Raw genomic sequence first — 21369 nt, forward strand, 5'->3', positions numbered from 1 at the left:
AGGGGACGGGACGGGGGTCAGGGGGCGGCGGGGGTGCTGTGGCGGGCCTCGATGGAGTCGAGGATCTCCGCGGCGCGGGTGGCCACGTTGGACAGCAGCACCGAGGAGATCCCGTGCGTGTGCTCGGTGCCGCCCTGCAGGTACAGGCCGCAGGCGACGGTGTCGTCGGTGACGATGCGGTAGTCGCGGTGCAGGGCGGGGCGCCCGGAGTCGTCGAACACGCAGTGGTCGGCGAGTCCGCCGAGCAGGGGGCGCACGTCCGCCGGGCGGTAGCCGGTGGCGTAGACGACGTGGTCGACGTCGAGCACCGTCTGCTTGCCGGTGGAGCGGTCCTCGACGGTGAGGCCGACTCCCCCGCCGGTCTCGTCGAGTGCGACGACCCGGGTCATGTTGTGGATCCGCAGCCGCGCCTCGCCGCGTACCCGTTCGGCGTAGACCCGCCGGTACAGGTCGGTGATGAGGTCGGGGTCGACCACGGAGTAGTTGGTGTTGCGGTGGTAGCCCATGAGTTCGTCCTTGAACTCCTGGGGGGAGTCGTAGTAGGCGTCGACCGCTTCGGGGTCGAAGATGCGGTTGGCGAACGGGGTGTCGTCGGAGGGGCTGTAGCCGTAGCGGGAGAACACCGCGTGCACCGGCAGGCGGGGGAAGCGCCGGTGCAGGTGGTCGACCGCCTCGGCGGCGCTCTGCCCGGCGCCCACCACCGCGAAGCCGCGCACCGGCTCCTCGGGCAGGTCGGCCAGGCGGTGCAGCAGGTGCTCGCTGTGCCAGACCCGCGCCGAGGCGCGCACCCCCTCGGGCAGGTGGGGGCGCAGGCCGGGGGCCAGCACCACGTTGCGGGCGCGTTCGGTGGCCTCGTGCCCGCCGGCGTCGCGGGCCACCACGTCCACGCAGGTGATCCGCCCGGCTTCGCGGACCGGCCGCAGCGCCACCACCCGCTGTCCGTAGCGCACCTGCTCGCCGACCCGTTCGGCGCACCAGGAGAGGTAGTCGTGGAACTCGGTGCGCAGTGGGAACAGCGTCTTGTGGTTGATGAAGTCGTGCAGCCGCCCCTGGTGGTGCAGGAAGGCCAGGAAGCTGAAGTCGCTGGCCGGGTTGCGGGGGGTGACCAGGTCCTTGAGGAAGGAGATCTGCATGGTGGCGTCGTCCAGCAGCATGCCCCGGTGCCAGCTGAAGCTCTCCTGGCGTTCCAGGAACAGCGCGGCGGGGGCGCGGCCTCCGGCGGTGCGGCGCTCTTCCAGGGCGATCGCCAGGCCCAGGTTGGAGGGGCCGAAGCCGACGCCGACCAGGTCGTGGACGCGGGGTGCGGACGGGCCGGGGCCGGGGGTGGTGGTCACGGGTCAGCCTCCGGTCTCGACGTCGACGCGTGCGGTGCCCACGGCGGCGAGCACCTGGTCCGTGCTGGTCACCACCGCGCAGCGGGTGGCCGCGTACTCCAGGGCGAGGTGGTGCTTCTCCGCGGTGAAGTCCGCGGTGGCGTCGGCGACGAGGAACGGCTGGATGTCGCGCATGAACGCGTCGGCCGCGGTGAGCAGGCAGCCGATGTGCGCGTAGACGCCGGTGACGACGAGCTGGTCGCGCCCCCACTCGGCCAGGCGGGCGGCCAGGTCGGTGCCGGCGAAGGCGCTGTAGCGCGTCTTGGTCACCACGAGGTCGTCGCCGCCGGGGGCGATGCGCGCGTCGATCGCGGTGTGGTCGGCGGAGGCGCGCATGCCGCTGCCCCAGAAGTGGAGTTCCAGGCCGCGCCGCGCCGGGTCCATGCCGCCGGGTTTGGCGGTGTAGACGACCGGGACGCGCGCGGAGCGGCACGCGTCGACCAGTGCGGCGATGTGGTCGAGGGCGCCGCGCAGCGGGTCGGTGCCCTCCGGGTAGGGCCGCAGGTAGTAGCGCTGCATGTCGTGGACGAGCAGTACGGCGCGGTCGGGGTGCACGCGCCACGCCGCCCGGTTGGCGGGCAGCCGGTCGGGGCCGGGCAGCGGATAGGGGCTGATCGCGGGCAGGCTCATCGGGTGGTGTCCAATCTGCGTGCGAGTTCCCGGCGGAGTTCGCGCCGGGAGACCTTGCCGACGCCGGTGGCGGGGAAGCGCTCCACGAACTCGACCCGGTCGGGGATCTTGTAGGTGGCCAGGCCCCGCTCCCGCAGGAAGCGCAGCAGTTCGCCGCGGCTGGGCGGTTCGGTGCGCGCGATGACGTAGGCGCAGACCCGCTCGCCCAGGTAGGGGTCGCTCATGCCGACGACGGCCGCGTCGTGCACGGCGGGGTGGGCCAGGATGTGGTTCTCCACCTCCTCGGCGGAGACCTTCTCCCCGCCCCGGTTGATCTGGTCCTTGGCGCGGCCCTCGACGACGAGGTGGCCGGTGGGGGTGCGGCGCACCAGGTCGCCGGTGCGGTAGAAGCCGTCGGCGGTGAACGCGGTGGCGTTGTGCTCGTCGGCCCGGTAGTAGCCGCGGATGGTGTAGGGGCCGCGGGTGAGCAGGTGGCCGACCTCGCCGTCGGGGACGGGGCGGTCCGCGTCGTCGACGATGCGGATCTCGTCGGCGGGGCTGAGCGGGCGGCCCTGGGTGGTGGTGGCGATGTCCTCGGGGTCGTCCAGGCGGGTGTAGTTGACCAGGCCCTCGGCCATGCCGAACACCTGTTGCAGCGTGCAGCCCAGCACGGGGCGGACCCGGCGGGCCGCCTCGGGGGCGAACTTGGCACCGCCCACCTGCAGGACGCGCAGCGAGGACAGGTCGCGGTCGTGTTGCGTCCCGTGCTCCACCGCGTCCAGCCACAGCAGCGCGATCGGCGGGACGACGGCGGTGATGGTGACCCGTTCGGTCTCGATGAGGGCGAGCGCGGTCTTTGGGGAGGGGTCGGAGGCCAGCACCACGGTGCCGCCGGCGTGCAGCACTCCGAGGAAGCCGGGGGAGCTCATCGGGAAGTTGTGCACGGCGGGCAGCGCGGCCAGGTAGACGGTGTCGGTGCCCAGTGCGCAGACCTCGGCGCTGGCGCGCACCGAGTACAGGTAGTCGTCATGGGTGCGCGGGATGAGCTTGGGCAGCCCGGTGGTGCCGCCGGACAGCTGGAAGAAGGCCACGTCGGCGGGGTCGGGGCGGGTGAACACGGACGGGTCGGCCTGGGCGGCGCGGGCCTCGGCCAGCGGGGTGAGTCCGCCCGCCTCTCCGGCCACCAGCACCAGGTCGGGGGCGTCGCCCCGGGCGCGCAGCTGTTCGGCCATGGCCCGGTAGTCGAAGCCGCCGTGCCGGTCGGCGACGACCAGGGCGCTGGCCCGGGTCGTGGTGCACAGGTGGGCGACCTCGCCGGCGCGGTGCGCGGGCAGCGCGTACACCGGCAGCGCCCCCAGCCGGAACAGCGCGAAGACCACTTCCAGCAGTTCGGGGACGTTGGGCAGTTGCACGACCACGCGGTCCCCGGCGGCCACTCCGAGGCGGGCCAGTCCGGTGGCCGTGGCGGCGGCGCGCGCGTCCAGTTCGGCGTAGGTCCAGCGCTGTCCCGCGCCGACCACGGCGACGCGGTCGGCGAAGCGGCGGGCGCGGTCGGTCAGGAAGTCGCCGAAGGTCTCCCCGGTCCAGTAGCCCGCCGCGCGGTAGCGGGCGGCGAACTCCGCGGGCCAGGGGGTGCAGCCGTCGAGCATCGGGGGGTCCTTTCGTGGGGGTCAGCTGGTCTGGTCGACGCCCAGGGCGCGCAGCAGGGTGCGGAACTTGGCGGTGGTCTCGGCGAGTTCGGCCGCGGGGTCGGAGTCGGGCATGATGCCGCCGCCCGCGAACAGGTCGACGGTGTCGCCGCAGAGGTCGGCGCAGCGGATGGTCACCACCCACTCGCCGTCGCCGGCGGCGTCGGTGTGGCCCACGGCTCCGGTGTAGAAGCCGCGGTCGAACGGTTCGATCTCGGCGATGGCCGCGTACGCCCGGCCGGTGGGGTGGCCGCAGACGGCGGGGGTGGGGTGCAGTGCCCGGGCCAGCAGCTGCGAGGGGGTGTGCGGGTCGTGCAGTTCGCCGGTGACGCGGGTGGCCAGGTGCCACATGGTGGCGGTGGTGACGGGTGCGGGCTCGCGGGGCACGTCGAGGCGGCGGCAGTAGGGGCGCAGCGCCTCGGCGACGGCCTCCACGACCACGGCGTGTTCGGCGCGTTCCTTGGCGGAGGCGAGCAGGGCGGCGGCGCGTTCCCGGTCCTGGGCCGGGTCGGGGTGGCGGGGGGCGGAGCCGGCCAGCGGGTGGGACACCACCGAGCGGCCGTGTTTGGCGACGAGCAGTTCGGGGCTGGCCCCGACGAGGGTGCGCGGACGGGTGCCGCGGCCGGGCAGGTCCGCGGCGAAGGTGAAGCCGGCGGGGTCGGCCCGGAGGAGGTTGGTCAGCACCGCGATGACGTCTGCCTCGCCGGTTCCGGTCAGCCGCAGGCAGCGGGCCAGCACGACCTTGCGCAGCGTCGTGTCGCCGGGGCCGGTCATGAGGGCGACGGCGCGTTTCACCGCGACGGTGTGCTCCGCGGGGTCGGGGACGGGGGTGGCCGTCCACGTGCCGGGGAGCGGGGGGCGGGCCGGGGCCGCGTCGGCGGCGGATGCGGCGGCGGGGCCGCGCCGCACGGTCTCGGGCACGACCAGGTGGGCGGGGGCGTCGCGGTCGAAGGGCAGCGCGCCGACCGCCAGGGCCGCCTGCCCGGTGTCGGTGGCGACCTCGCCCAGGACCCCGGACAGGTCCTCGACCCCGGTCGCGGTGGCCAGGACGCCCCGGCCGAGCAGCGAACCGGAGGCGGAGGTGAGGAGGAAGTCGCGGGGCCGGTAGGCGTTCACCAGTTCGGTGGCGGTCGTGGCCGGGGTGGCGACGCGCTGTCGGGGCATCGTTGGCCTTTCCTGTTCGGGCACGCCGGGGTGCGGGCCGGACGGGCCCGTCGTTTCGTGTTCGGTGGGGGGTGGTGTGGTCAGCGCAGGGAGGCGCCGCCGTCGACGTACAGGTCGTGCATGGTGATGTGCCGGGCCGCGGGTGAGACGAGGAAGCACACGGCCTCGGCGATGTCCTCGGGCTGGGCGACGCGTCCCAGGGGGATGCCGATCCGGTGGCGGTCGGGGTCGCCGGCGACGACGGCGGCCTCGTCGTAGCCTTCCGGGCGCATGCCGCGCAGCATAGGGGTGTCGGTGGAGCCGGGGGAGACCACGTTGCAGCGGATTCCGTGCGGCGCCAGCTCCAGCCCCAGCGACTTGGTGAAGGCGACCGCGGCGGCCTTGGACGCGGCGTAGGCGGCCATGTCCGCGCGGGGGACGCCCGCCGCGTTGGAGGCCACGGTGACGATGCAGCCGCGGCGGCGCGGCAGCATCCGCCGCGCGGCGGCGCGGGAGACGGTGAAGACCCCGGTGGCGTTGACCGCGAACAGGGCCTGCCAGTCCCGGTCGGTGCAGTCGAGTGCGGAGCCGGTGCGCAGCACTCCGGCGGCGTTGACCACCACGTCCACCGGTCCGAGGTCCTGTTCCACCGCGCCGAGGAGGTGGTCGACCTCCGCGGGGTCGGTGACGTCGCAGGCGTAGCCGCGGCCGCGGTGTCCACAGCGGGCCAGGTCGGCCGCTGTCCGGGCGGCGTGCGCGGGGTCGACGTCGACCGCGGCGACTGTGGCTCCGCGACGGGCCAGGGCCGCGGCGACGGAGCGTCCGATGCCGCTGCCCGCGCCGGTGACCACGGCGACCGATCCTGCGATCCCGGTGTGGGACACGTATCCCCCTAGCACCACGGCAGAGAACTAAGGCAAACCTTGCCTAACTTCCGCCCGACAGTCTCAACGTATGAGGCACCCCACGTCAACCCGAGATATTCCGACATTCATGGATATTTGCGACAAAAAAATGGAGGAGAAGTGTTCGAGTAATCACATCCCGAACCCCTTGCGCTATTGGAAGAAAACCTTCGACACCCCGCCCCAGGCGTCGAACACTCCCCGGCACCCCCTTCCGACCCCACCGGTTCCGCCACGGAGAACCCGAGGCCACCGCGGATTCGCACACGAAACGCAACGTCCCCGACGCGCCGGGTGACTTCCCCGTTTTCCGCCGGGCGACCGCCCACAGGCCCGGGCCCGCCCGTCTCCGCCGCCGCACCCCCGCACCGGACGGCACCACCCCACCCCGGCCGTGCCCTCGACGCTCGCTCCCGCCGTCCGCCGAGGGCACGGCCGAACACGGCCGCACCCTCGGCGAACGCCCGGTTTGCGCGCTGATCCCCCAGCCCCGGCGGGTCCACGCCACCCCGGCCACCACCGGCGACTCGGTGTGCCGGCAGAACAACGGTACGTATCGGCCGTCGTGGGCGGCGGCCGCGGGGCGGGCCGCTCCCGGTTGTTCTCCCGGCCTGCCCGGCCGGTCCGGGCCCCTGCGGGCAGCCGCGTTCCGAGCCGACCGCCCCGACCCCTACTCGTAGGGGTCGGGGGGATGGTCCACGGCGACCATCTCCACGACCTCGAACCGGTGGTCGCTGACCTTGCGGATGTCGCCCTCCGGCTCCACCCAGCGGCCGGTGACCGTCCACCAGGAGTCCTCGGGCGGCTCCGGCTGGTTCTCGATCAGCACCCGGTTGACGATGGCGTCGGCGGCGCAGCAGGCGATCTGCAACCGGGCCAGGTACCAGCCCCGGCCCTCCGGGTCGGGCACCGCGAAACCGGTGAGCCGGATGTCGTGTCCGGCCAGGGTGCGCTCCTCATCGGTCCAGGCCCGCACCACGAACTCCCGCAGCGTCATCTCGACCGGCCCGTCCCCGAGCACCTCCGCGTCGAGCCCGTCGTCTTCCGGGGCGCTCTCGACCACCGCCGCCGGATCGGCCGCCGCGGCGGTGTAGGCGCCCAGCGCCGGGGGCGCCACCACGAAGATCACCACCACTGGGGCCAGCAGCAACCACGCCACCGCGGGGGCCCGCGCGTGGTCGTGGCCGTGGGAGTGGCCGTGCGGGGGCCCGTCCTGCCCGTCCTCGGGGGCGGCGCGCAGTTCCAGGGCCGTCGTCACCGCGCCGAGCAGCACCAGCGCCACCCCGGCCGCGACCAGGAACGGCCGGAACTCCTCCCGCACGTAGTTCAGGTAGGCCTGGGAGGTCACGGTCACGCTCAGCGCGGCCGCGCCCAGCAGGACCATGACCATGCCCTGGGCGAGGCGGGTCACAGCAGCCACCCCCCGACCAGGAACGTGAACGCCAGCGTCAGCGCCAGGGTGAGCGGCACGAAGCGGCGCACGAACGCCCAGCCGAAGGACCCCGCCTGCAGGGCGATCAGCTTCAGGTCCACCATCGGTCCGACCACCAGGAAGGCGAGGACGGCGGTGGCGGAGAACTCGGTGAAGCTCACCGCGATGAACGCGTCGGCCTCCGAGCAGATCGACAGCACCACCGCCAGCAGTGCCAGCGCCAGTACCGACAGCACCGGCGTGTCGGCGACCGCGGCCAGCCACTCCCGGGGAACCAGCACGTTCATCCCGGCCGCGACCAGCCCGCCCAGGACCAGGAACCCCCCGGCGTGCATCAGGTCGTGCCGCATGGCGTCGACGAACGCCCGCCACCCGGTCGCCTCCGCGCCGTGTCCGATGCGCGGCGGGCGCAGCCACTCGGCCCGGCCGAACGCGGCCCACAGCCAGCCCACCCCGACCGCCGCCCCCAGCGATGCCAGGAAGCGCGCCAGCGCCATCTCCGGCTGTCCGGGGAAGGCGACCACGGTGGCCACCACCACGACCGGGTTGATCGCGGGCGCGGCGAGCAGGAAGGTGAGCGCCGCCGCCGGGGCGACCCCGCGGCGCATCAGGCCGCCGGCCACCGGAACCGAGGCGCACTCGCAGCCCGGCAGCACCGCGCCGGAGAGTCCGGCGACCGGGACGGCCAGGGCCGCGCGGCGCGGCACGGCCCGCTGCCAGAACCGGGCGGGCACGAAGGCGGTGATCGCCGCCGACAGCGCCACCCCGAACACCAGGAACGGCAGCGCCTGGAGGCTGATGGCGGTGAAGACGGTCGCCCACGCCAGGAACGCCCCGTGGGTGAACCGCCCGGCCAGCAGCGCCTGCCCCGCCGTCAGCGCCAGGACGAACAGCGCGAACAGCCAGACCGTGGCCGTCCTGCGCGACCGCGCCGAACGCCCCCACTCCGGCGGTGGGAGCTCCTGGCCGTCGTCGGGCTCGTCCCAGCCGCGGGCCAGGGAGTCGCCGAGGGAGGGAGCAGACGCCGGGGCAGGGGAGGGTCGTTCCGACACGCGGGAGTCCTCACTGGGAGTCGACGGATCATCACGGCGCAGATGCTAGCCAAATCCGCACCGCCTCCACCGGTGTTTCACCGGACCTGTGGAAAAGCCCCGGCGTCGGGCCCGGGAACCGGTCCCCGGCGCGGCGCGCCCCGTGCTCCGGGGGGCGTCGGGCGGCCGGGGCCGCGGCCGCCCGACACTCCGGTCAGTCCGACACGCGGACCACCATCTTGCCGACGTTGCCGCCGCGCAGCATCGAGATGAACGCCTCGGGCGTGTTCTCCAGGCCCGCCACGACCGTCTCGCGGACCTTGATCCGTCCGTCGGCCACCGCCGGGGCGACGTCGCGGTAGAAGCCCTCGGCCAGCTCGGGGTCGTCGCCGACGATGAACCCGCGCAGGGTCAGCCGCTTGGTGACGATCTGGAACAGGTTGCGCGGCGCGGACGGCGCGCTGGTCGCGTTGTAGCCGGAGATCGAACCGCACATCGCGAACCGGGCGAAGTCGTTGGCGCACCAGATGGCCGCCTCCAGGTGTTCGCCGCCGACGTTGTCGAAGTACACGTCGACCCCGTCGGGCGCGGCCTCGGCCAGCTGCTTGCGCACCGGCCCGGCCCGGTAGTCGAAGGCTGCGTCGAACCCCAGCTCGTCGACCAGGTAGGCGACCTTCTCCGGGGAGCCGGCGCTGCCGACGACCCGCCCTGCCCCGTGCAGGCGGGCGAGCTGGCCTACCATGCCGCCCACCGCCCCGGCCGCGCCGGAGACGAACACGGTGTCGCCCTCGCGCAGCCCCGCCTTGTGCAGCAGGCCCACGTAGGCGGTCAGCCCGGGCATGCCGAGCGCGCCCAGGTAGACGCTGGGTCCCAACGGTCCGTCGGTGTTGACCGGGCGGGTCCGGGCCGCGGGCAGCAGGGCGTGCGACCGCCAGCCCGCCGTGTGCAGCACCGTCGTCCCCACCGGGAAGTCGGGGTCCGCGCTGGCCTCGACGACCCCGACGGCGCCGCCCTCCATGGGGGCGTTCAGCTCGTAGGGGTCGGTGTAGGTGCGCACTCCGGCCATCTTCCCGCGCATGTAGGGGTCGACGGAGAGCACCAGGTTGCGGATCAGCAGTTCCCCGGGGCCGGGGTCGGGCAGGGTGCGTTCGACCAGGGCGAAGTCCGTCACGGCGGGTTCACCCTGGGGGCGGGCGACCAGGTGGAACTCCCGTGCTGTGGTCGGCATGGCTCTCCTCGCGTGTTCTTCGGGTTGTGGTGTCCCTCCCACGTTCCCGGACACGACCCTGCCATACCCGGCGGCAGGGGCGCAGCGGCGGGGGTGCGACGCCGCCCGCGGGCCCCGACGGGACCGGGGCCGCAGGGCGGTGCCCGTGGCGTGGCGCCCGGCGCCTCCTCCGCCGCCGGGCGCCGCGTCGCGGGCCGCGCACCGGTGAAGTGCCCGGGCGGCCGGGCGTGCCGCGGACCGCCGCCCCTCTCGGGGACCACGGCACACGGTTTCCCGCGGCCCTGCCGTCCCCGCGGCGGACGCGCCTGCGCAGCCCGAGCGTACGGGGCGCGGCCGACGCCCGTGTCCCGGTCGTACGGCGTCCCCGCGGCCCGGCCCCGCCTCAGCGGCCGATGGTGTCCAGCTCGGCCGTGTCCTCGTCGGACAGGGCGGTCCCGGCCCCCGCGACGTTCTCGCGCAGGTGGTCGACCGACGAGGTGCCGGGGATGAGGAGGATGTTCGGCGACCGGCGCAGCAGCCAGGCCAGTGCCACCGACCGGGGGGACGCCCCGACCCTGCGCACCACCTTCGACAGCGTCTCGGACCGGAGCGGGGAGAAGCCGCCCAGCGGGAAGAACGGCACGTAGGCGATGCCCTCGGCGGCCAGCTCGGCCACCAGGGCGCCGTCCTCGCGGTAGGCCAGGTTGTACATGTTCTGCACGCACACGATCGGGGCGACGGAGCGGGCCTGCGCGATCTGCTCGGCGGTGGCGTTGCTGACGCCGAGGTGGCGGATCAGCCCCTCCTTCTGCAGCTCGGCCAGGGTCCCGAACGCCTCGTCGACGGACTCGGGGCCCCTGCCGCCCGCGTCGCCCAGCCGCAGGTTGACCAGGTCGAGCGTGTCCCCCCCGAGGGAGACGAGGTTCTCCTGAACCTGCTTTCGCAGGTCCTCGGGGCGCCGGACCGGGGGCCACCCGCCGTTCTCGTCCCGGACCGCGCCCACCTTGGTGGCGATGAACAGCGACTCCGGGTAGGGGTGCAGCGCCTCGCGGATCAGCTCGTTGGTGACGTGCGGACCGTAGGCGTCGCTGGTGTCGATGTGGGTGATCCCCAGGTCCACCGCCTCGCGCAGGACGGCCAGGGCGCCCTCGCGGTCGGCGGGCGGCCCCATGACCCCCGGCCCGCGAGCTGCATGGCGCCGTAGCCGAACCGGGTGACCGTCGCGTCCCCCAGCGTCCAGGTGCCGCCGGGAAGCCGGGTGCTGGTCGTGCTCATGGTGTTCCTCTCGCTTCTGCTCATCAGGCCGGTGCCGACTGGCGTTTCCTGATTCTGCGGAGGACACTTCCCTTTGGGAAGTAGGCACTTTTAAGTGCGTAACCCACCCTGAGGATCGTGCGAGGTGAGTGCGTGATGACGACGCGGACCGATACGGCGGGACCGGGAGGCGAGGCCTACAACGCGTTCCTGGCCGCATGCCCCAGCCGCCTGCTCCTGGACCGGCTCGCGAACAAGTGGGTCGTGCTGGTGCTGTGCGCTCTCGGCGGCGACGCGGACAGGGCTGCGGACGTGCCGGCCGTCCCCACGGCGCTGCGGTACTCGGAACTGGCCCGAAAGCTGTCGGGGGTCAGCCAGAAGATGCTGACGCAGACCCTGCGCTCGCTGGAGCGCGACGGCCTGCTCACCCGCACGGTGACCCCCACCGTCCCGGTGACCGTCACCTACGAGCTGACCGATCTCGGCCTCTCCCTCCTCGGGGTGGTCCGCCAGCTGCGGGAATGGGCCCAGTCCCACATGGACGACGTGCTGGCCCACCGCGAGGAGTACGACACCCGCGCCTGAGCGGAGCCGCCCGCGGACCGGTCCGTTCCCTGCTGGCTTCCCGGAAGGCCGGGCCGCCGCCTCCGCTCCCGTCGCCCGGACGGCCCCGCGCCCCGCCCGAAGGCGCGGGACGGCCGGGGTGTCCCCGGCACCGGCCGAACAGCGTTTGGAAGCCGGTCCGCCGGGCAGCGGGCAGGCCAGGAGGTGCCCGCATGATGAGTCCCATGGACCGCCAGCGACACGCCGGCGACACCGCCGACATCAGTGCTTCGGAGAAGCGCTACTCGCACTGGGGCCGTCCCAGCTCCTGGATCGCCGTGGCCCTGATGCTCGTCGGTTTCACGGTGGGCGGGGTCGGTCTGACCCTGGGACCGCCCGTCTGGACCGTCGTGCTCGCCGGCGCGGCGCTCTTCGTCGTCGGCATGGCCATCGCCTACTTCATCGACATCTTCAAGGACACCGGGGTCTCCGAGGAACCCGAGGTCTACCAGGACGACAGCGCCGAGCACGGCGAGCACTCCCTGGGCTCGGAGGAAGAGGTACGGGGCGGCCGAAGCTCCTGAGGGCCGACCGGGCGGGACGGCGTCCGGCCGTCAGCCGCGGTCGCGGAAGCGCTCCCCGTTCTGCCTGGGCAGGGCGGACCGTCCGCCGCGCCGGACTCCGGGGCCGCCCCGGTCGACGCCCCTGCGGGGCCGTTCCTCGGCCTCGCCCGAGAACCGGACGTCCCGGCGGCCGCCGGCCCGGCCTCCCTCCGCGCGGCGCCTGCGGACGTGGTCGCGCCGCCGCGGCTCCGGGGGCTCCACCCACGGCCGTCCCGAGGGCTGCTGCGCCCCGGTCAGTTCGCCCAGCAGCGCGTCCCCCGGGTTGACCAGGTGCTGTGCGGCCCGCACCCCCGCCTCCCGAAGCAGGTGGCGGGCCTTGTGGCGCTGGTTGGGCGCGACGATGGAGACGACCCGGCCGGACTGGCCCGCGCGGGCGGTGCGGCCGCCCCGGTGCAGGTAGTCCTTGTGTCCCGCGGGCAGGTCCACGTTCAGCACCAGGTCGACTCCGTCGACGTGGATGCCGCGTGCGGCGACGTCGGTGGCCACCAGGGTCCGCACCCGTCCCTCCCGGAACTTGGCGAGGGTGCGGGTGCGTACGCTCTGGCTCTTGCCGCCGTGCAGCGCGGCCGCGGGCACCCCGACGCTGACCAGCTGCTCGCTGAGGCTGTCGGCGCGGTACTTGCTGCGGACGAACAGGATGGTGCGGCCCTCCCGCGCGGCGATCTCGGCGACGACCCGGTCCTTGTCGCGGGGCAGCACCCGCAGCAGGTGGTGCTCCATGGTGGCGACCTGGGAGACCGGCGGGTCGACGGAGTGGACGCGCGGTTCGGTGGTGTAGCGGCGGACCAGCGTGTCGACGTCGCCGTCCAGGGTGGCGGAGAACAGCAGGGTCTGCCCGTCCGGGCGGACCTGGTCGAGCAGTCGGCTGACCTGCGGCAGAAAGCCCATGTCGCACATCTGGTCGGCCTCGTCCAGCACCGTCGCCTCGACCGAGCCGAGGGAGCAGGCGCCCTGGTCGACCAGGTCGGTGAGCCGACCGGGGGTGGCCACCAGCAGGTCGACGCCGCGGCGCAGTTCGCCGATCTGCCTGCCGTAGGGGCTGCCGCCGACCACGTCGCCCACGCGGACGCCCAGGACCCGGGCGTACGGCCGCAGGGCGTCGCGTACCTGGTGGGCGAGTTCGCGGGTGGGGACCAGGACCAGGCAGCGGGGGCGGCGGGGCGCGGAGGGGGCGCGGGCCGCGCGCAGCAGCGCGGGCAGACCGAAGGCCAGGGTCTTGCCCGAGCCGGTGCGTCCGCAGCCGAGCACGTCGTGGCCCGCGACCGCGTCGGGGATCGTGGCGGCCTGGATCGGGAACGGGGTGGTCGCCCCGTTCTCCGCGAGCTTCGCGACGATCGCCTCGGGCAGCCCGAGAGCCTCGAAGGAGGGGCGTGCGGCAGTGTGCGTCAAGTGACGTCAACCTTCCTCATAGGTTCGGCCGCGTTTCGGGGAGGGCTCCGGGCCGGGATGAGGAGGGGCCGCGAGAAGTCACACAAACGCGCCGGACGGGAATGCGCCACGGGGTGCAGGTTCCCCGGCGCTCACAACGGCCCGGCACGCCGGATGCGCGCAGCACGACTCGGCCGTTCCGCCCAACATACCAGCCCTGCGCGCACCGGCCGCCCGTGTCGGCCGCGGGGACGGCTACCGGGACGTCCCGACCATCGCGGCGAGCCTGGCGAGCTGCGCGGTGCGCTCGGCCCCGGCCTGCGTCTCCAGGTCGTTGTGTTCCGCCTGGAGCAGCAGTTCCTTGGTGGCCCGCGCCGCGTCGGCGGGCACGGCCAGCAGTTGCGCCACCAGGTCGTCGACGGCCGACTCCAGTTCGGCGTCGGCGACCACCCGCTCGGCCAGCCGGAGCCGTTCGGCCTCCGCGGCGTCGACCGTGCGGGCGGTCAGGCACAGTTCGACGGCGCGGTTGACCCCCACCAGCTCCACCAGCGGCTTGGTGCCGGTGAGGTCGGGCACCAGGCCCAGCGCCGGCTCCTTCATGCACAGCCGGGCGGTGTCGGACAGGACGCGGATGTCGCAGGAGAGGGCGAGTTGGAACCCGGCGCCGATGGCGTGCCCGCGGACCGCGGCGACGGAGACGATGTCGGCGCGCCGCAGCCACAGGAACCCCTCCTGGTAGGCGGCGATCGTCCGCTCCAGGGCCGCGGTGTCGCCGGGGTCGCGGGCCAGCAGGGTGAGCGGTGTCGGCTCGCCGTCGACGTCGCCGGAACGGAACATGTCCAGGTCGATTCCGGAGGAGAAGGTCGGGCCCTCTCCGGTGACGACGACGATTCGGACACGGTCCGGAAGCGTGTGGCCGATACGGGCCAACTCGGTCCACATCCGGCCGGTCATGGCGTTGCGCCGCCGGGGCCGCGACAGCGTGATCCGCGCGACCTCGCCGTCGATCGCCAGTCCCAGACCGGCCGCGGCCAGTTCTTCTTCCGTGGGGGCCGTCGTCTGCTGCGCCATCGCACGCCTTTCACCTGTGGGGCCGCGGGCCCACCCGCTTTCTACCGATCAGTAACATAGCAGTCCGCGGGCCGCTGCCCCGAAGGTCACCCCCTGCTGCGCCGGGTGGCTCCTCCCCTGCCGCGCAGGGTCGCCCCCGCCTCGGTCAGCAGTCGGTGCACGAAGCCGTAGGACCGGCCCGTCGCCGCGGCCAGGGAGCGGATGCTCTCACCGTTGTCGTAACGCCGCTTCAGGTCGGAGGCCAGGTCCGACCGCTCGTCTCCGGTCACCCGGGTGCCTTTTCTCAACGTCTCGGCCACGAGTACCTCCCGATGCTCTCGGCACGGCAACGAAGTCGCTTGCTGCCATGATCAGACATGGTGGCTCCAGTGGGCTACCCATTGAGGCCGGAAAACCACGCGTATCTCCGCCCGACCGTGTTTCGGATGCGGTGAAACCGTGTCCGAAACGGCTCAGGCCAGCGCGATGAGGTCGGTGAACTCCGCGTCCCAGAGGTCCTCCACCCCGTCGGGCAGCAGGATGACCCGCTCCGGCTGCAGCGCCTCCACCGCGCCCTCGTCGTGGGTCACCAGGACGATCGCGCCCCGGTAGTTGCGCAGTGCGGCGAGGATCTCCTCCCGGCTGGCCGGGTCCAGGTTGTTGGTCGGCTCGTCCAGCAGCAGCACGTTGGCGCTGGAGACCACGAGGGCGGCCAGCGCCAGCCGGGTCTTCTCCCCGCCCGAGAGCACCCCGGCGGGCTTGTCCACGTCGTCACCGCTGAACAGGAAGGACCCCAGCACCCGCCGGGCCTCCACCTCGGGCAGGTCCGGTGCGGCGCTCATCATGTTCTCCAGCACCGTGCGGTCGGTGTCCAGGGTCTCGTGCTCCTGGGCGTAGTAGCCCAGCCGCAGCCCGTGCCCCCGGATCACCCGGCCGGTGTCGGGCTGCTCCACCCCCGCCAGCAGCCGCAGCAGCGTGGTCTTGCCCGCGCCGTTCAGTCCGAGGACGACCACCCGACTGCCCCGGTCGACGGCCAGGTCCACCCCGGAGAAGACCTCCAGCGACCCGTAGGACTTGCTCAGCCCCTCGGCGGCCAGGGGGGTGCGCCCGCTGGGCGCGGGATCGGGGAAGCGCAGCTTGGCGACCCGTTCGGAGGTCCGCTCCCCCTGCACCGAGTCCAGCAGCCGCTCGGCCCGGTGGAGCATCTGCTGGGCCGCGCGGGCCTTGGTGGCCTTGGAGCGGAACCGCTCGGCCTGCTTCTGCAGCGCCGACGCCTGCTTCTCGGCGTTGCTCCGCTCCCGCCTGCGCCGCCGCTCGTCGGCCTCGCGCTGCGCCAGGTAGGCCTTCCAGCCCATGTTGTAGACGTCGATGACGCTGCGGTTGGCGTCCAGGTAGAACACCTTGTTGACGACGTGCTCGACCAGGTCCACGTCGTGGCTGATGACGATGAGCCCGCCCTGGTGCGACCTGAGGAAGTCGCGCAGCCAGACGATGGAGTCGCCGTCGAGGTGGTTGGTGGGCTCGTCCAGCAGCAGCGTGTCGGCCCCGCTGAACAGGATGCGGGCCAGTTCCACCCGCCGCCGCTGCCCGCCGGAGAGGGTGCGCAGCGGCTGGGTGAGGACACGCTGCTCCAGGCCCAGGCTGGAGGCGATCGACGCGGCCTCGGCCTCGGCCGCGTAACCGCCGAGCACATGCAGGCGCTCCTCCAGTCGCGCGTAGGCGCGCACCCCCTGGTCGCGGATCTTCGGCACGTCGCTGGCCATCTTCTGCTCGGCCTCGCGCAGCTTGCGCAGCACCTCGTCGATACCGCGCGCCGCCAGGATGCGGTCGCGGGCCACCACGTCCAGGTCGCCGGTGCGCGGGTCCTGCGGCAGGTAGCCGATCGTGCCCGACGTGGTGACCCTGCCCGAGGCCGGAATCCCCTCGCCGGCCAGCACCTTGGTCAGAGTGGTCTTGCCCGCGCCGTTGCGGCCGACCAGACCGATCCGGTCGCCGGGCCCCACCTGGAAGGAGGTGGGTTCCAACAGCAGGCGGGCGCCCACACGGAGTTCGAGGTCAGAGGCGATGAGCATGGGTCTTCGAGGGCTTTCTCGCTACGGCTGCGGGGTGGGCCGGGCACCGGGAAGACGTGCCGGCCGCGGGGAAGACGCGGGGCCCCGGTCCGGGGAGTCGCACCCGACAACCCTAGTCGCTGCGGCGCGCGGGGCCGTCGGTCCTCTCGCTTCGACGGCGCGTGCGCGCCGATTATTCCCCGGCACCGCCGTTGCGGCGCGCCTCGTCCGCCCCCTCGGCGCCCTCCGCGCGGCCCCCGGGCCGCGCGGCGGCCGGGGACTGCGCGGCCGTTGCGGCCCCGGAGCGCTGCCGCGCGGCCTCCGCCTCCTCCGAGCGCTCCTGGCGCCGGGCCTCGGCCACGGTGAACGGCCGGTTGCGCAGCAGCGCGGCCAGCACCGCGGCGACCGGCGTGGCCAGGAACGCCCCGGTGATGCCGCCGATGATGGATCCCACGGAGATGGACAGCAGGACCACGGCCGCGGGCAGGTCCAGGGACCGCCCGTAGACGCGGGGCGCGATGATGTGGCTCTCCAACTGCTGCACGGCGAGGGTCCCCGCCAGCACGACCAGCGCCATCCACAGCCCCTCGACCACCAGGGCCACCAGCACCGAGACGAGCCCGGCCAGGAACGCCCCGATGATCGGCAGGAACGCGCCGATGAAGGTGAGGATGACCAGCGGCATGACCAGGGAGAGGTCGTCCCAGAACACGAAGAGCAGGACCGCGCCGATACCGACCGCGTCGATGAGCCCGACCAGCGCGACGCCGCGTACGTAGCGCCCCATGACGTCGTAGGTGACGTCCCCGGCGACCCGCAGCGCGTTTCGGGTGGGGCCGGGGAACAGCGAGCGCACCCACCGCATCAGGTGGTCGCCGGAGTGCACGAAGTAGACGGTCAGCACGATCACCAGGATGAGCCCGACCAGCACCTCGCCGACCGCGACCGCGCCCGCCCAGGCGCCGCTGATCAACTGGCTGCTGTTGCGCTGGATCCACTCCTGGGCGCTGGCGACCCAGTCGCTGATGATCCGCTCGTCCATCCCGAAGGAGGAGGCGAGCTCCTGGAGGGCGACGACCGACTCGTTGACGCTGACGACGATGGCGTCGAAGCCGGAGACCGCGGGCAGCACGATGAGGGTGACGACCCCCCCGAAGACGACGACCGCGCCCAGCACGCTGATGGTCGTGGACGGCCCCCGCCCCAGCCCGCGCCTGCGCAGCCACTCGGTGGGCGGCATGAGCAGCGCGGTGACGAAGACCGCGAGGATGACGGGGATGACCACCACCCGGATGTAGGAGGCCCCCCACAGGATCAGCGCGACCACCACGCCGATGACGAGCAGCCGCCAGGCCGCGTCGCTGACCTTGCGCAGCAGGTCGTCCTCGACCTCGGGGACCGGAGGGGCCTCCTCCACCACCACGCGGACCTCCCGCTCGGGCATCCGCCCGCGTCCGGCGGTCCTTCTGAACGGCCATCCGTCCGGCCAGTTCCAGCGCACCCCGATCCCCTCTTCCCGATGGTCGTTCTCCTCGGCGGCCACGCGCCCCGTCAATGGTCGCACTCCGCGGCCCGATTGTCCGCCGGTTCGCCCCGGGGCGTCAGATACCCCAGGTGCTGCGCCGCGACCCGGCGGGCACGATCTCGTTGCCGAACGGCGCCAGCGCGACCGGGATCAGCTTGAGCGAGGCCCAGGCCATGGGGATGCCGATGATGGTGACGGCCAGCGCGATCGCGGTGGCGATGTGCTCCAGGGCCAGCCACCACCCGGCCACGATGATCCAGATGACGTTGCCGATGGTGCTGCCGGTGCCCGCCCCGGGCTTGCGCACCAGCTCCCGCCCGAACGGCCAGAGCGCGTAGCTGGCCATGCGGAAGGAGGCCACCCCGAAGGGGATCGTCACCACCAGGACACAGCAGATCAGTCCGGCGAGGGCGTAGCCGACGGCCAGCCAGAATCCTGCGACGAACAGCCAGATGACGTTGAGGACGAAACGTAGCAGAGCCACGAGGTCACACCTTTTTCCTGTCTGGTTCCCCGGTCGCCGCCCTCGCGGCGCGACCGGGCTTCCACGGGTATGACGACGCGCGGCCGCCCGCGGTTCCGGATTCGCCGGTCCACTCGCCCCGGCCCTGGGAAGACTCCGGCCGGTGCCCCGCGGCACGGGCCGGTCCGACCGAATTGTGATCCGGATATCAGAGCCGCGCTCTGGCCAGGAGCCAGGCGTCCCCCATACGATGGATCCTACCCGGGTCTGTGGTCTGGGTCATGCACATCTTCCCGGACTCCGGAGACGCTCCGACGGCTCCGGTCCGGAGAGATCCGATTTCGATAACGGTTGGGCGAGTAATTTCCCCACCCCCGTGCGAAATCGGGAGCGGGGATGGCATGATTACGTACCGGTTCGCGGGGAGAGCGTTTCCACCGCCTCCGCAGCCTCTCGCGTGAGCACCCGCCGGTTCGGCGAATCTGTGTCAAGTGCTCTCAACCTCACGGGAACACCCGAGCGGAGCACGGCGTTACTGCTGTGCTGGGTGCCTCACGCAGCTTTACCCGGTTTGTTCATCAGCTTGCACACAGCTTACAGCGATTTCATGTAGAGGTGGTTCAACCATGTCTCAGGTACGTCGGCAGGCCGCGCTGCGCCCCCGCCCGAGCTGGGGGTGGCAGGATGCCGCCGCGTGCCGGGGCGAGGACCTTGTGCTCTTCTTCGGCCCTGACGGCGAACGCCAGCCGGAACGGGAGATCCGCGAGCGCAAGGCCAAGGAGATCTGCGCTCACTGCCCTGTCCGTACCGAGTGTCTCGACTACGCGATCTCGCGTCCCGAGAAGTACGGCACCTGGGGTGGACTCAACGAGGACGAGCGCGCGTCCGAGCGTCGGCGCCGGATGCGTCGCGCCAACGCAGCCTGATTCTGCCGCCCCGGCTGGGAGTACTCCCTCACCGGTCCTCCCACACCGGCGACATCGCCTGACCTCAAGGGTCGTTCACCGTGGCGCCCCGACGTCTCACGTCGAGGGCGCCACGGTGTTCTTCCCGCCTCCTCCGCGCTTCTTCTCCGGCCGCGGGGGTCACAGGTGCCGGTCGAACCACTCGGCCGCGCGGACCCCGACGCGCCGCCACTCCTCGGGCCGGTGCAGCAGCTGCTCGGCGCCCGCCACCACCTCCAGCGCGGTGGGCGCGGTCAGCTGCCCCAGCGTCCACTCGGCGAGTTCGCGCACGAAGGAGTCGGCCCCCTGCACCAGGATCAGGGTGGGCGCGCGCACCCTGGTCAGCGCCTCGCCGGCCAGGTCGACGCGGCCCCCGTGGGTGACCACCGCCGCCACCTCCCCGGGCTGCCGTCCGGCGGCGTCCAGCGCTCCCGGTGCGGCCTGCCCCGTGCCGAGCAGCGCGATCGGCGCGTCGGCCACCGGGGGCGTGCGGCGCACCCAGCGCACTCCGGCCGTCAGCCGCTCCCCCAGCATCCCGGGCGTCACCTCCACGGTGCCGGTGCCCGTCTCGGTCGGGGTGAGCAGGTCGAGCAGGAGCGTCGCGTAGCCCGCGGCGCGCAGCACCGTCCCGATCGCCTGGTTGTGCGGGGTGAGGCGGCCGTGCCCCGAGGCCAGGACCACCGTGCCGCGCACCACCGAGGGGACGACGAGCTCCCCGGCGAGTTCGGCACCGCCCGCCGAGACGCTCGCCCGGTGCCGGGAGTCCCCGCTCTCCCCCAGGTCCCGGTGTTCGGCCAGCAGCGCGGCCACCCTCCCCTCGGCCACCTCGCCGAAGTCCCGGTACCACCGGTCCAGGGAGTGGAAGTGGTCGGGCACGGCCAGCGTCACGGTGCGGTCGGCCTCGGCGCGCAGGCTCTCCACCGCCTCGGCCGAGGCGACCGGAAGCGCCAGCACCAGCCGTGCCGGCCGGTGTCGGCGCACCATCCGCAGCGCCGCGCGGGCGGTGCCGCCGGTGGCCGCGCCGTCGTCCACCACGACCACGTCGCGGTCGGTCAGCTGCGGCATGGCACGCGACCCCCGATAGGCCTCGCGGCGGTGCGCGGCCCGGGCGCGTGCGTCGGCCACCGCGTCGGAGAGCCGACTGCGGGGAATCCGCAGCCGCGCCAGTGCGGCGTCGTCGTAGCAGACGTGTCCGTCCTCGGTGACCGCGCCCAGTTCCACGTCGGGATGGTCGGGCAGGGTGATGCGGTCGACCACCGCCACGTCGAGCGGGGCGTGCAGGACGCGGGCCAGTTCCGCACCGACCGCCACCCCGCCGCCGGGCAGTGCGATGACCACGGGGGCGGCCCCGGCCACGGCGCGCACCCGTTCGGCGAGCCGGTGTCCGGCGACGGTCCGGTCGGGGAAGGGAAGCGATACGGGTAGTGGACTCACGGCGACCACCGCAGACTCGTCAGGTGAGTGGAGCGCTACTGCCCTACCCGTTCCGCGCCGATCACCAACCCCCCTGGTCCGGTTGTTTTCCCCGCTCGGCAGGTAAAGAACCGTTGACCGCCCCCGCGGCGGGCGCTGTGCCGGCCAGCACCGACATGACCAGCGCGTCGTGGCGGCGCCCCTCCCACAGCAGGGCCTCGCGCAGCCTGCCCTCCACGGTGAAACCGCAGGCGCGGTAGGCGGCGATGGCGCGCATGTTGAACGCGTAGACGCGCAGCCAGACCCGGTGCAGGCCGAGGCGGTCGAAGGCGTAGCGCAGGACCAGCCGGGTGGCCTCCTGGCCCAGGCCGCGCCCGGTGAACTCGATCGCCGACAGCGCGATGCGGTAGGCGGCGCTCTCGTTGTACGGGTCGATGTCCATCAGGGACAGCTCGCCGTAGAACCGGTTGTCGGGGTTGCCGAGGATGGCCAGGTCCAGGCGTTCGTCGTCGGTGGCGCGGCTGCGGCACCACTGCTCGACCTCCGCCCGGTCGGGGAGGCGGTGGGTGCCGGTGAGCCGCCGGATCTCCGGGTCGTGGAGCGAGGTGTACAGGGCGTCGGCGTGCTCGGGGGCCAGGGGGACCAGCCGGACCCGCTCCCCCACGAGCACCGGTTTGCTCCGCAGCACGCTCAGGTCGATCACCGGGACAGGCCCCCTCACCGCGCACAGGTACGCAGACCTCCTAT

Annotated in this window: 20 protein-coding genes; 3 read left to right on the forward strand and 17 right to left on the reverse strand. The window is 73.3% G+C overall.

From position 1 onward, the window contains the following. Positions 1–17 precede the first annotated feature (17 nt). The 9 genes from FOF52_RS09025 to FOF52_RS09065 form a co-directional block, all read right to left on the reverse strand. On the reverse strand, positions 18–1334 hold the full coding sequence (locus FOF52_RS09025) for a lysine N(6)-hydroxylase/L-ornithine N(5)-oxygenase family protein (protein ID WP_248593378.1): 1317 nt from the start codon (positions 1332–1334) through the stop codon (positions 18–20). A 3-nt stretch (positions 1335–1337) separates the two neighbouring features. Further along, complete coding sequence (locus FOF52_RS09030) at positions 1338–2003, reverse strand: isochorismatase family protein (protein WP_248593379.1); 666 nt, start codon at positions 2001–2003, stop codon at positions 1338–1340. Then, positions 2000–3631, reverse strand: a complete 1632-nt coding sequence (locus tag FOF52_RS09035) for a (2,3-dihydroxybenzoyl)adenylate synthase (RefSeq protein WP_248593380.1) — start codon at positions 3629–3631, stop codon at positions 2000–2002. The genes FOF52_RS09030 and FOF52_RS09035 overlap by 4 nt, the downstream gene beginning before the upstream one ends. A 21-nt stretch (positions 3632–3652) precedes the next feature. Beyond that, on the reverse strand, positions 3653–4834 hold the full coding sequence (locus FOF52_RS09040; protein ID WP_248593381.1) for an isochorismate synthase: 1182 nt from the start codon (positions 4832–4834) through the stop codon (positions 3653–3655). Between the two features lie 80 nt (positions 4835–4914). Further along, positions 4915–5697, reverse strand: a complete 783-nt coding sequence (locus tag FOF52_RS09045; RefSeq protein ID WP_248593382.1) for a 2,3-dihydro-2,3-dihydroxybenzoate dehydrogenase — start codon at positions 5695–5697, stop codon at positions 4915–4917. 691 nt (positions 5698–6388) lie between these two features. Next, positions 6389–7129, reverse strand: a complete 741-nt coding sequence (locus FOF52_RS09050) for a TIGR03943 family putative permease subunit (protein ID WP_248593800.1) — start codon at positions 7127–7129, stop codon at positions 6389–6391. Further along, complete coding sequence (locus FOF52_RS09055) at positions 7126–8202, reverse strand: permease (RefSeq protein WP_248593383.1); 1077 nt, start codon at positions 8200–8202, stop codon at positions 7126–7128. The genes FOF52_RS09050 and FOF52_RS09055 overlap by 4 nt, the downstream gene beginning before the upstream one ends. A gap of 193 nt (positions 8203–8395) precedes the next feature. Beyond that, entirely contained in the window at positions 8396–9409 is a 1014-nt protein-coding gene (locus tag FOF52_RS09060) for an NADP-dependent oxidoreductase (RefSeq protein WP_248593384.1), read from the reverse strand. Positions 9410–9791: 382 nt separating this feature from the next. Next, complete coding sequence (locus tag FOF52_RS09065; RefSeq protein WP_282573984.1) at positions 9792–10559, reverse strand: oxidoreductase; 768 nt, start codon at positions 10557–10559, stop codon at positions 9792–9794. A 239-nt stretch (positions 10560–10798) separates the two neighbouring features. Here FOF52_RS09065 and FOF52_RS09070 point away from each other — a divergent pair, with 239 nt between their 5' ends. After that, positions 10799–11227, forward strand: a complete 429-nt coding sequence (locus FOF52_RS09070; protein ID WP_248593385.1) for a winged helix-turn-helix transcriptional regulator — start codon at positions 10799–10801, stop codon at positions 11225–11227. Between the two features lie 203 nt (positions 11228–11430). Next, positions 11431–11769, forward strand: a complete 339-nt coding sequence (locus FOF52_RS09075) for an HGxxPAAW family protein (RefSeq protein ID WP_248593386.1) — start codon at positions 11431–11433, stop codon at positions 11767–11769. A 30-nt stretch (positions 11770–11799) separates the two neighbouring features. Here FOF52_RS09075 and FOF52_RS09080 read toward each other — a convergent pair whose 3' ends face one another. The 6 genes from FOF52_RS09080 to FOF52_RS09105 form a co-directional block, all read right to left on the reverse strand. Next, on the reverse strand, positions 11800–13197 hold the full coding sequence (locus FOF52_RS09080; protein WP_248593387.1) for a DEAD/DEAH box helicase: 1398 nt from the start codon (positions 13195–13197) through the stop codon (positions 11800–11802). A 234-nt stretch (positions 13198–13431) separates the two neighbouring features. Beyond that, positions 13432–14247, reverse strand: a complete 816-nt coding sequence (locus tag FOF52_RS09085; RefSeq protein WP_248593388.1) for an enoyl-CoA hydratase/isomerase family protein — start codon at positions 14245–14247, stop codon at positions 13432–13434. A gap of 86 nt (positions 14248–14333) precedes the next feature. Beyond that, the gene (locus FOF52_RS09090) at positions 14334–14546 is read right to left on the reverse strand and encodes a helix-turn-helix domain-containing protein (RefSeq protein WP_248593389.1); all 213 of its coding nucleotides are present in this window, start codon (positions 14544–14546) and stop codon (positions 14334–14336) included. A 153-nt stretch (positions 14547–14699) separates the two neighbouring features. Beyond that, entirely contained in the window at positions 14700–16298 is a 1599-nt protein-coding gene (locus tag FOF52_RS09095; protein ID WP_248593390.1) for an ABC-F family ATP-binding cassette domain-containing protein, read from the reverse strand. A 172-nt stretch (positions 16299–16470) separates the two neighbouring features. After that, positions 16471–17721 (reverse strand): AI-2E family transporter, encoded by a 1251-nt coding sequence (locus FOF52_RS09100; RefSeq protein ID WP_425265545.1) that lies wholly within the window; start codon positions 17719–17721, stop codon positions 16471–16473. 157 nt (positions 17722–17878) lie between these two features. Further along, a complete protein-coding gene (locus tag FOF52_RS09105) occupies positions 17879–18286 on the reverse strand; it encodes a YccF domain-containing protein (RefSeq protein WP_248593392.1) in 408 nt (135 codons plus the stop codon). A gap of 605 nt (positions 18287–18891) precedes the next feature. Here FOF52_RS09105 and FOF52_RS09110 point away from each other — a divergent pair. Continuing rightward, positions 18892–19191 carry a WhiB family transcriptional regulator gene (locus tag FOF52_RS09110; RefSeq protein ID WP_267887221.1) on the forward strand — a complete coding sequence of 100 codons (300 nt, stop codon included), beginning with the start codon at positions 18892–18894 and terminating at the stop codon, positions 19189–19191. A 159-nt stretch (positions 19192–19350) separates the two neighbouring features. On the opposite strand, the gene FOF52_RS09115 is transcribed toward FOF52_RS09110, so the two are convergent. Both FOF52_RS09115 and FOF52_RS09120 read right to left on the reverse strand, forming a co-directional pair. Continuing rightward, positions 19351–20643, reverse strand: coding sequence for a phosphoribosyltransferase family protein (locus FOF52_RS09115; protein WP_248593393.1), 1293 nt, complete (start codon positions 20641–20643; stop codon positions 19351–19353). Between the two features lie 61 nt (positions 20644–20704). Next, positions 20705–21325 (reverse strand): GNAT family N-acetyltransferase, encoded by a 621-nt coding sequence (locus tag FOF52_RS09120; protein WP_248593394.1) that lies wholly within the window; start codon positions 21323–21325, stop codon positions 20705–20707. Between the last annotated feature and the right edge of the window lie 44 nt (positions 21326–21369).

Origin of the sequence: Thermobifida alba (assembly GCF_023208015.1) — a bacterium.
Lineage (GTDB): Bacteria > Actinomycetota > Actinomycetes > Streptosporangiales > Streptosporangiaceae > Thermobifida > Thermobifida alba.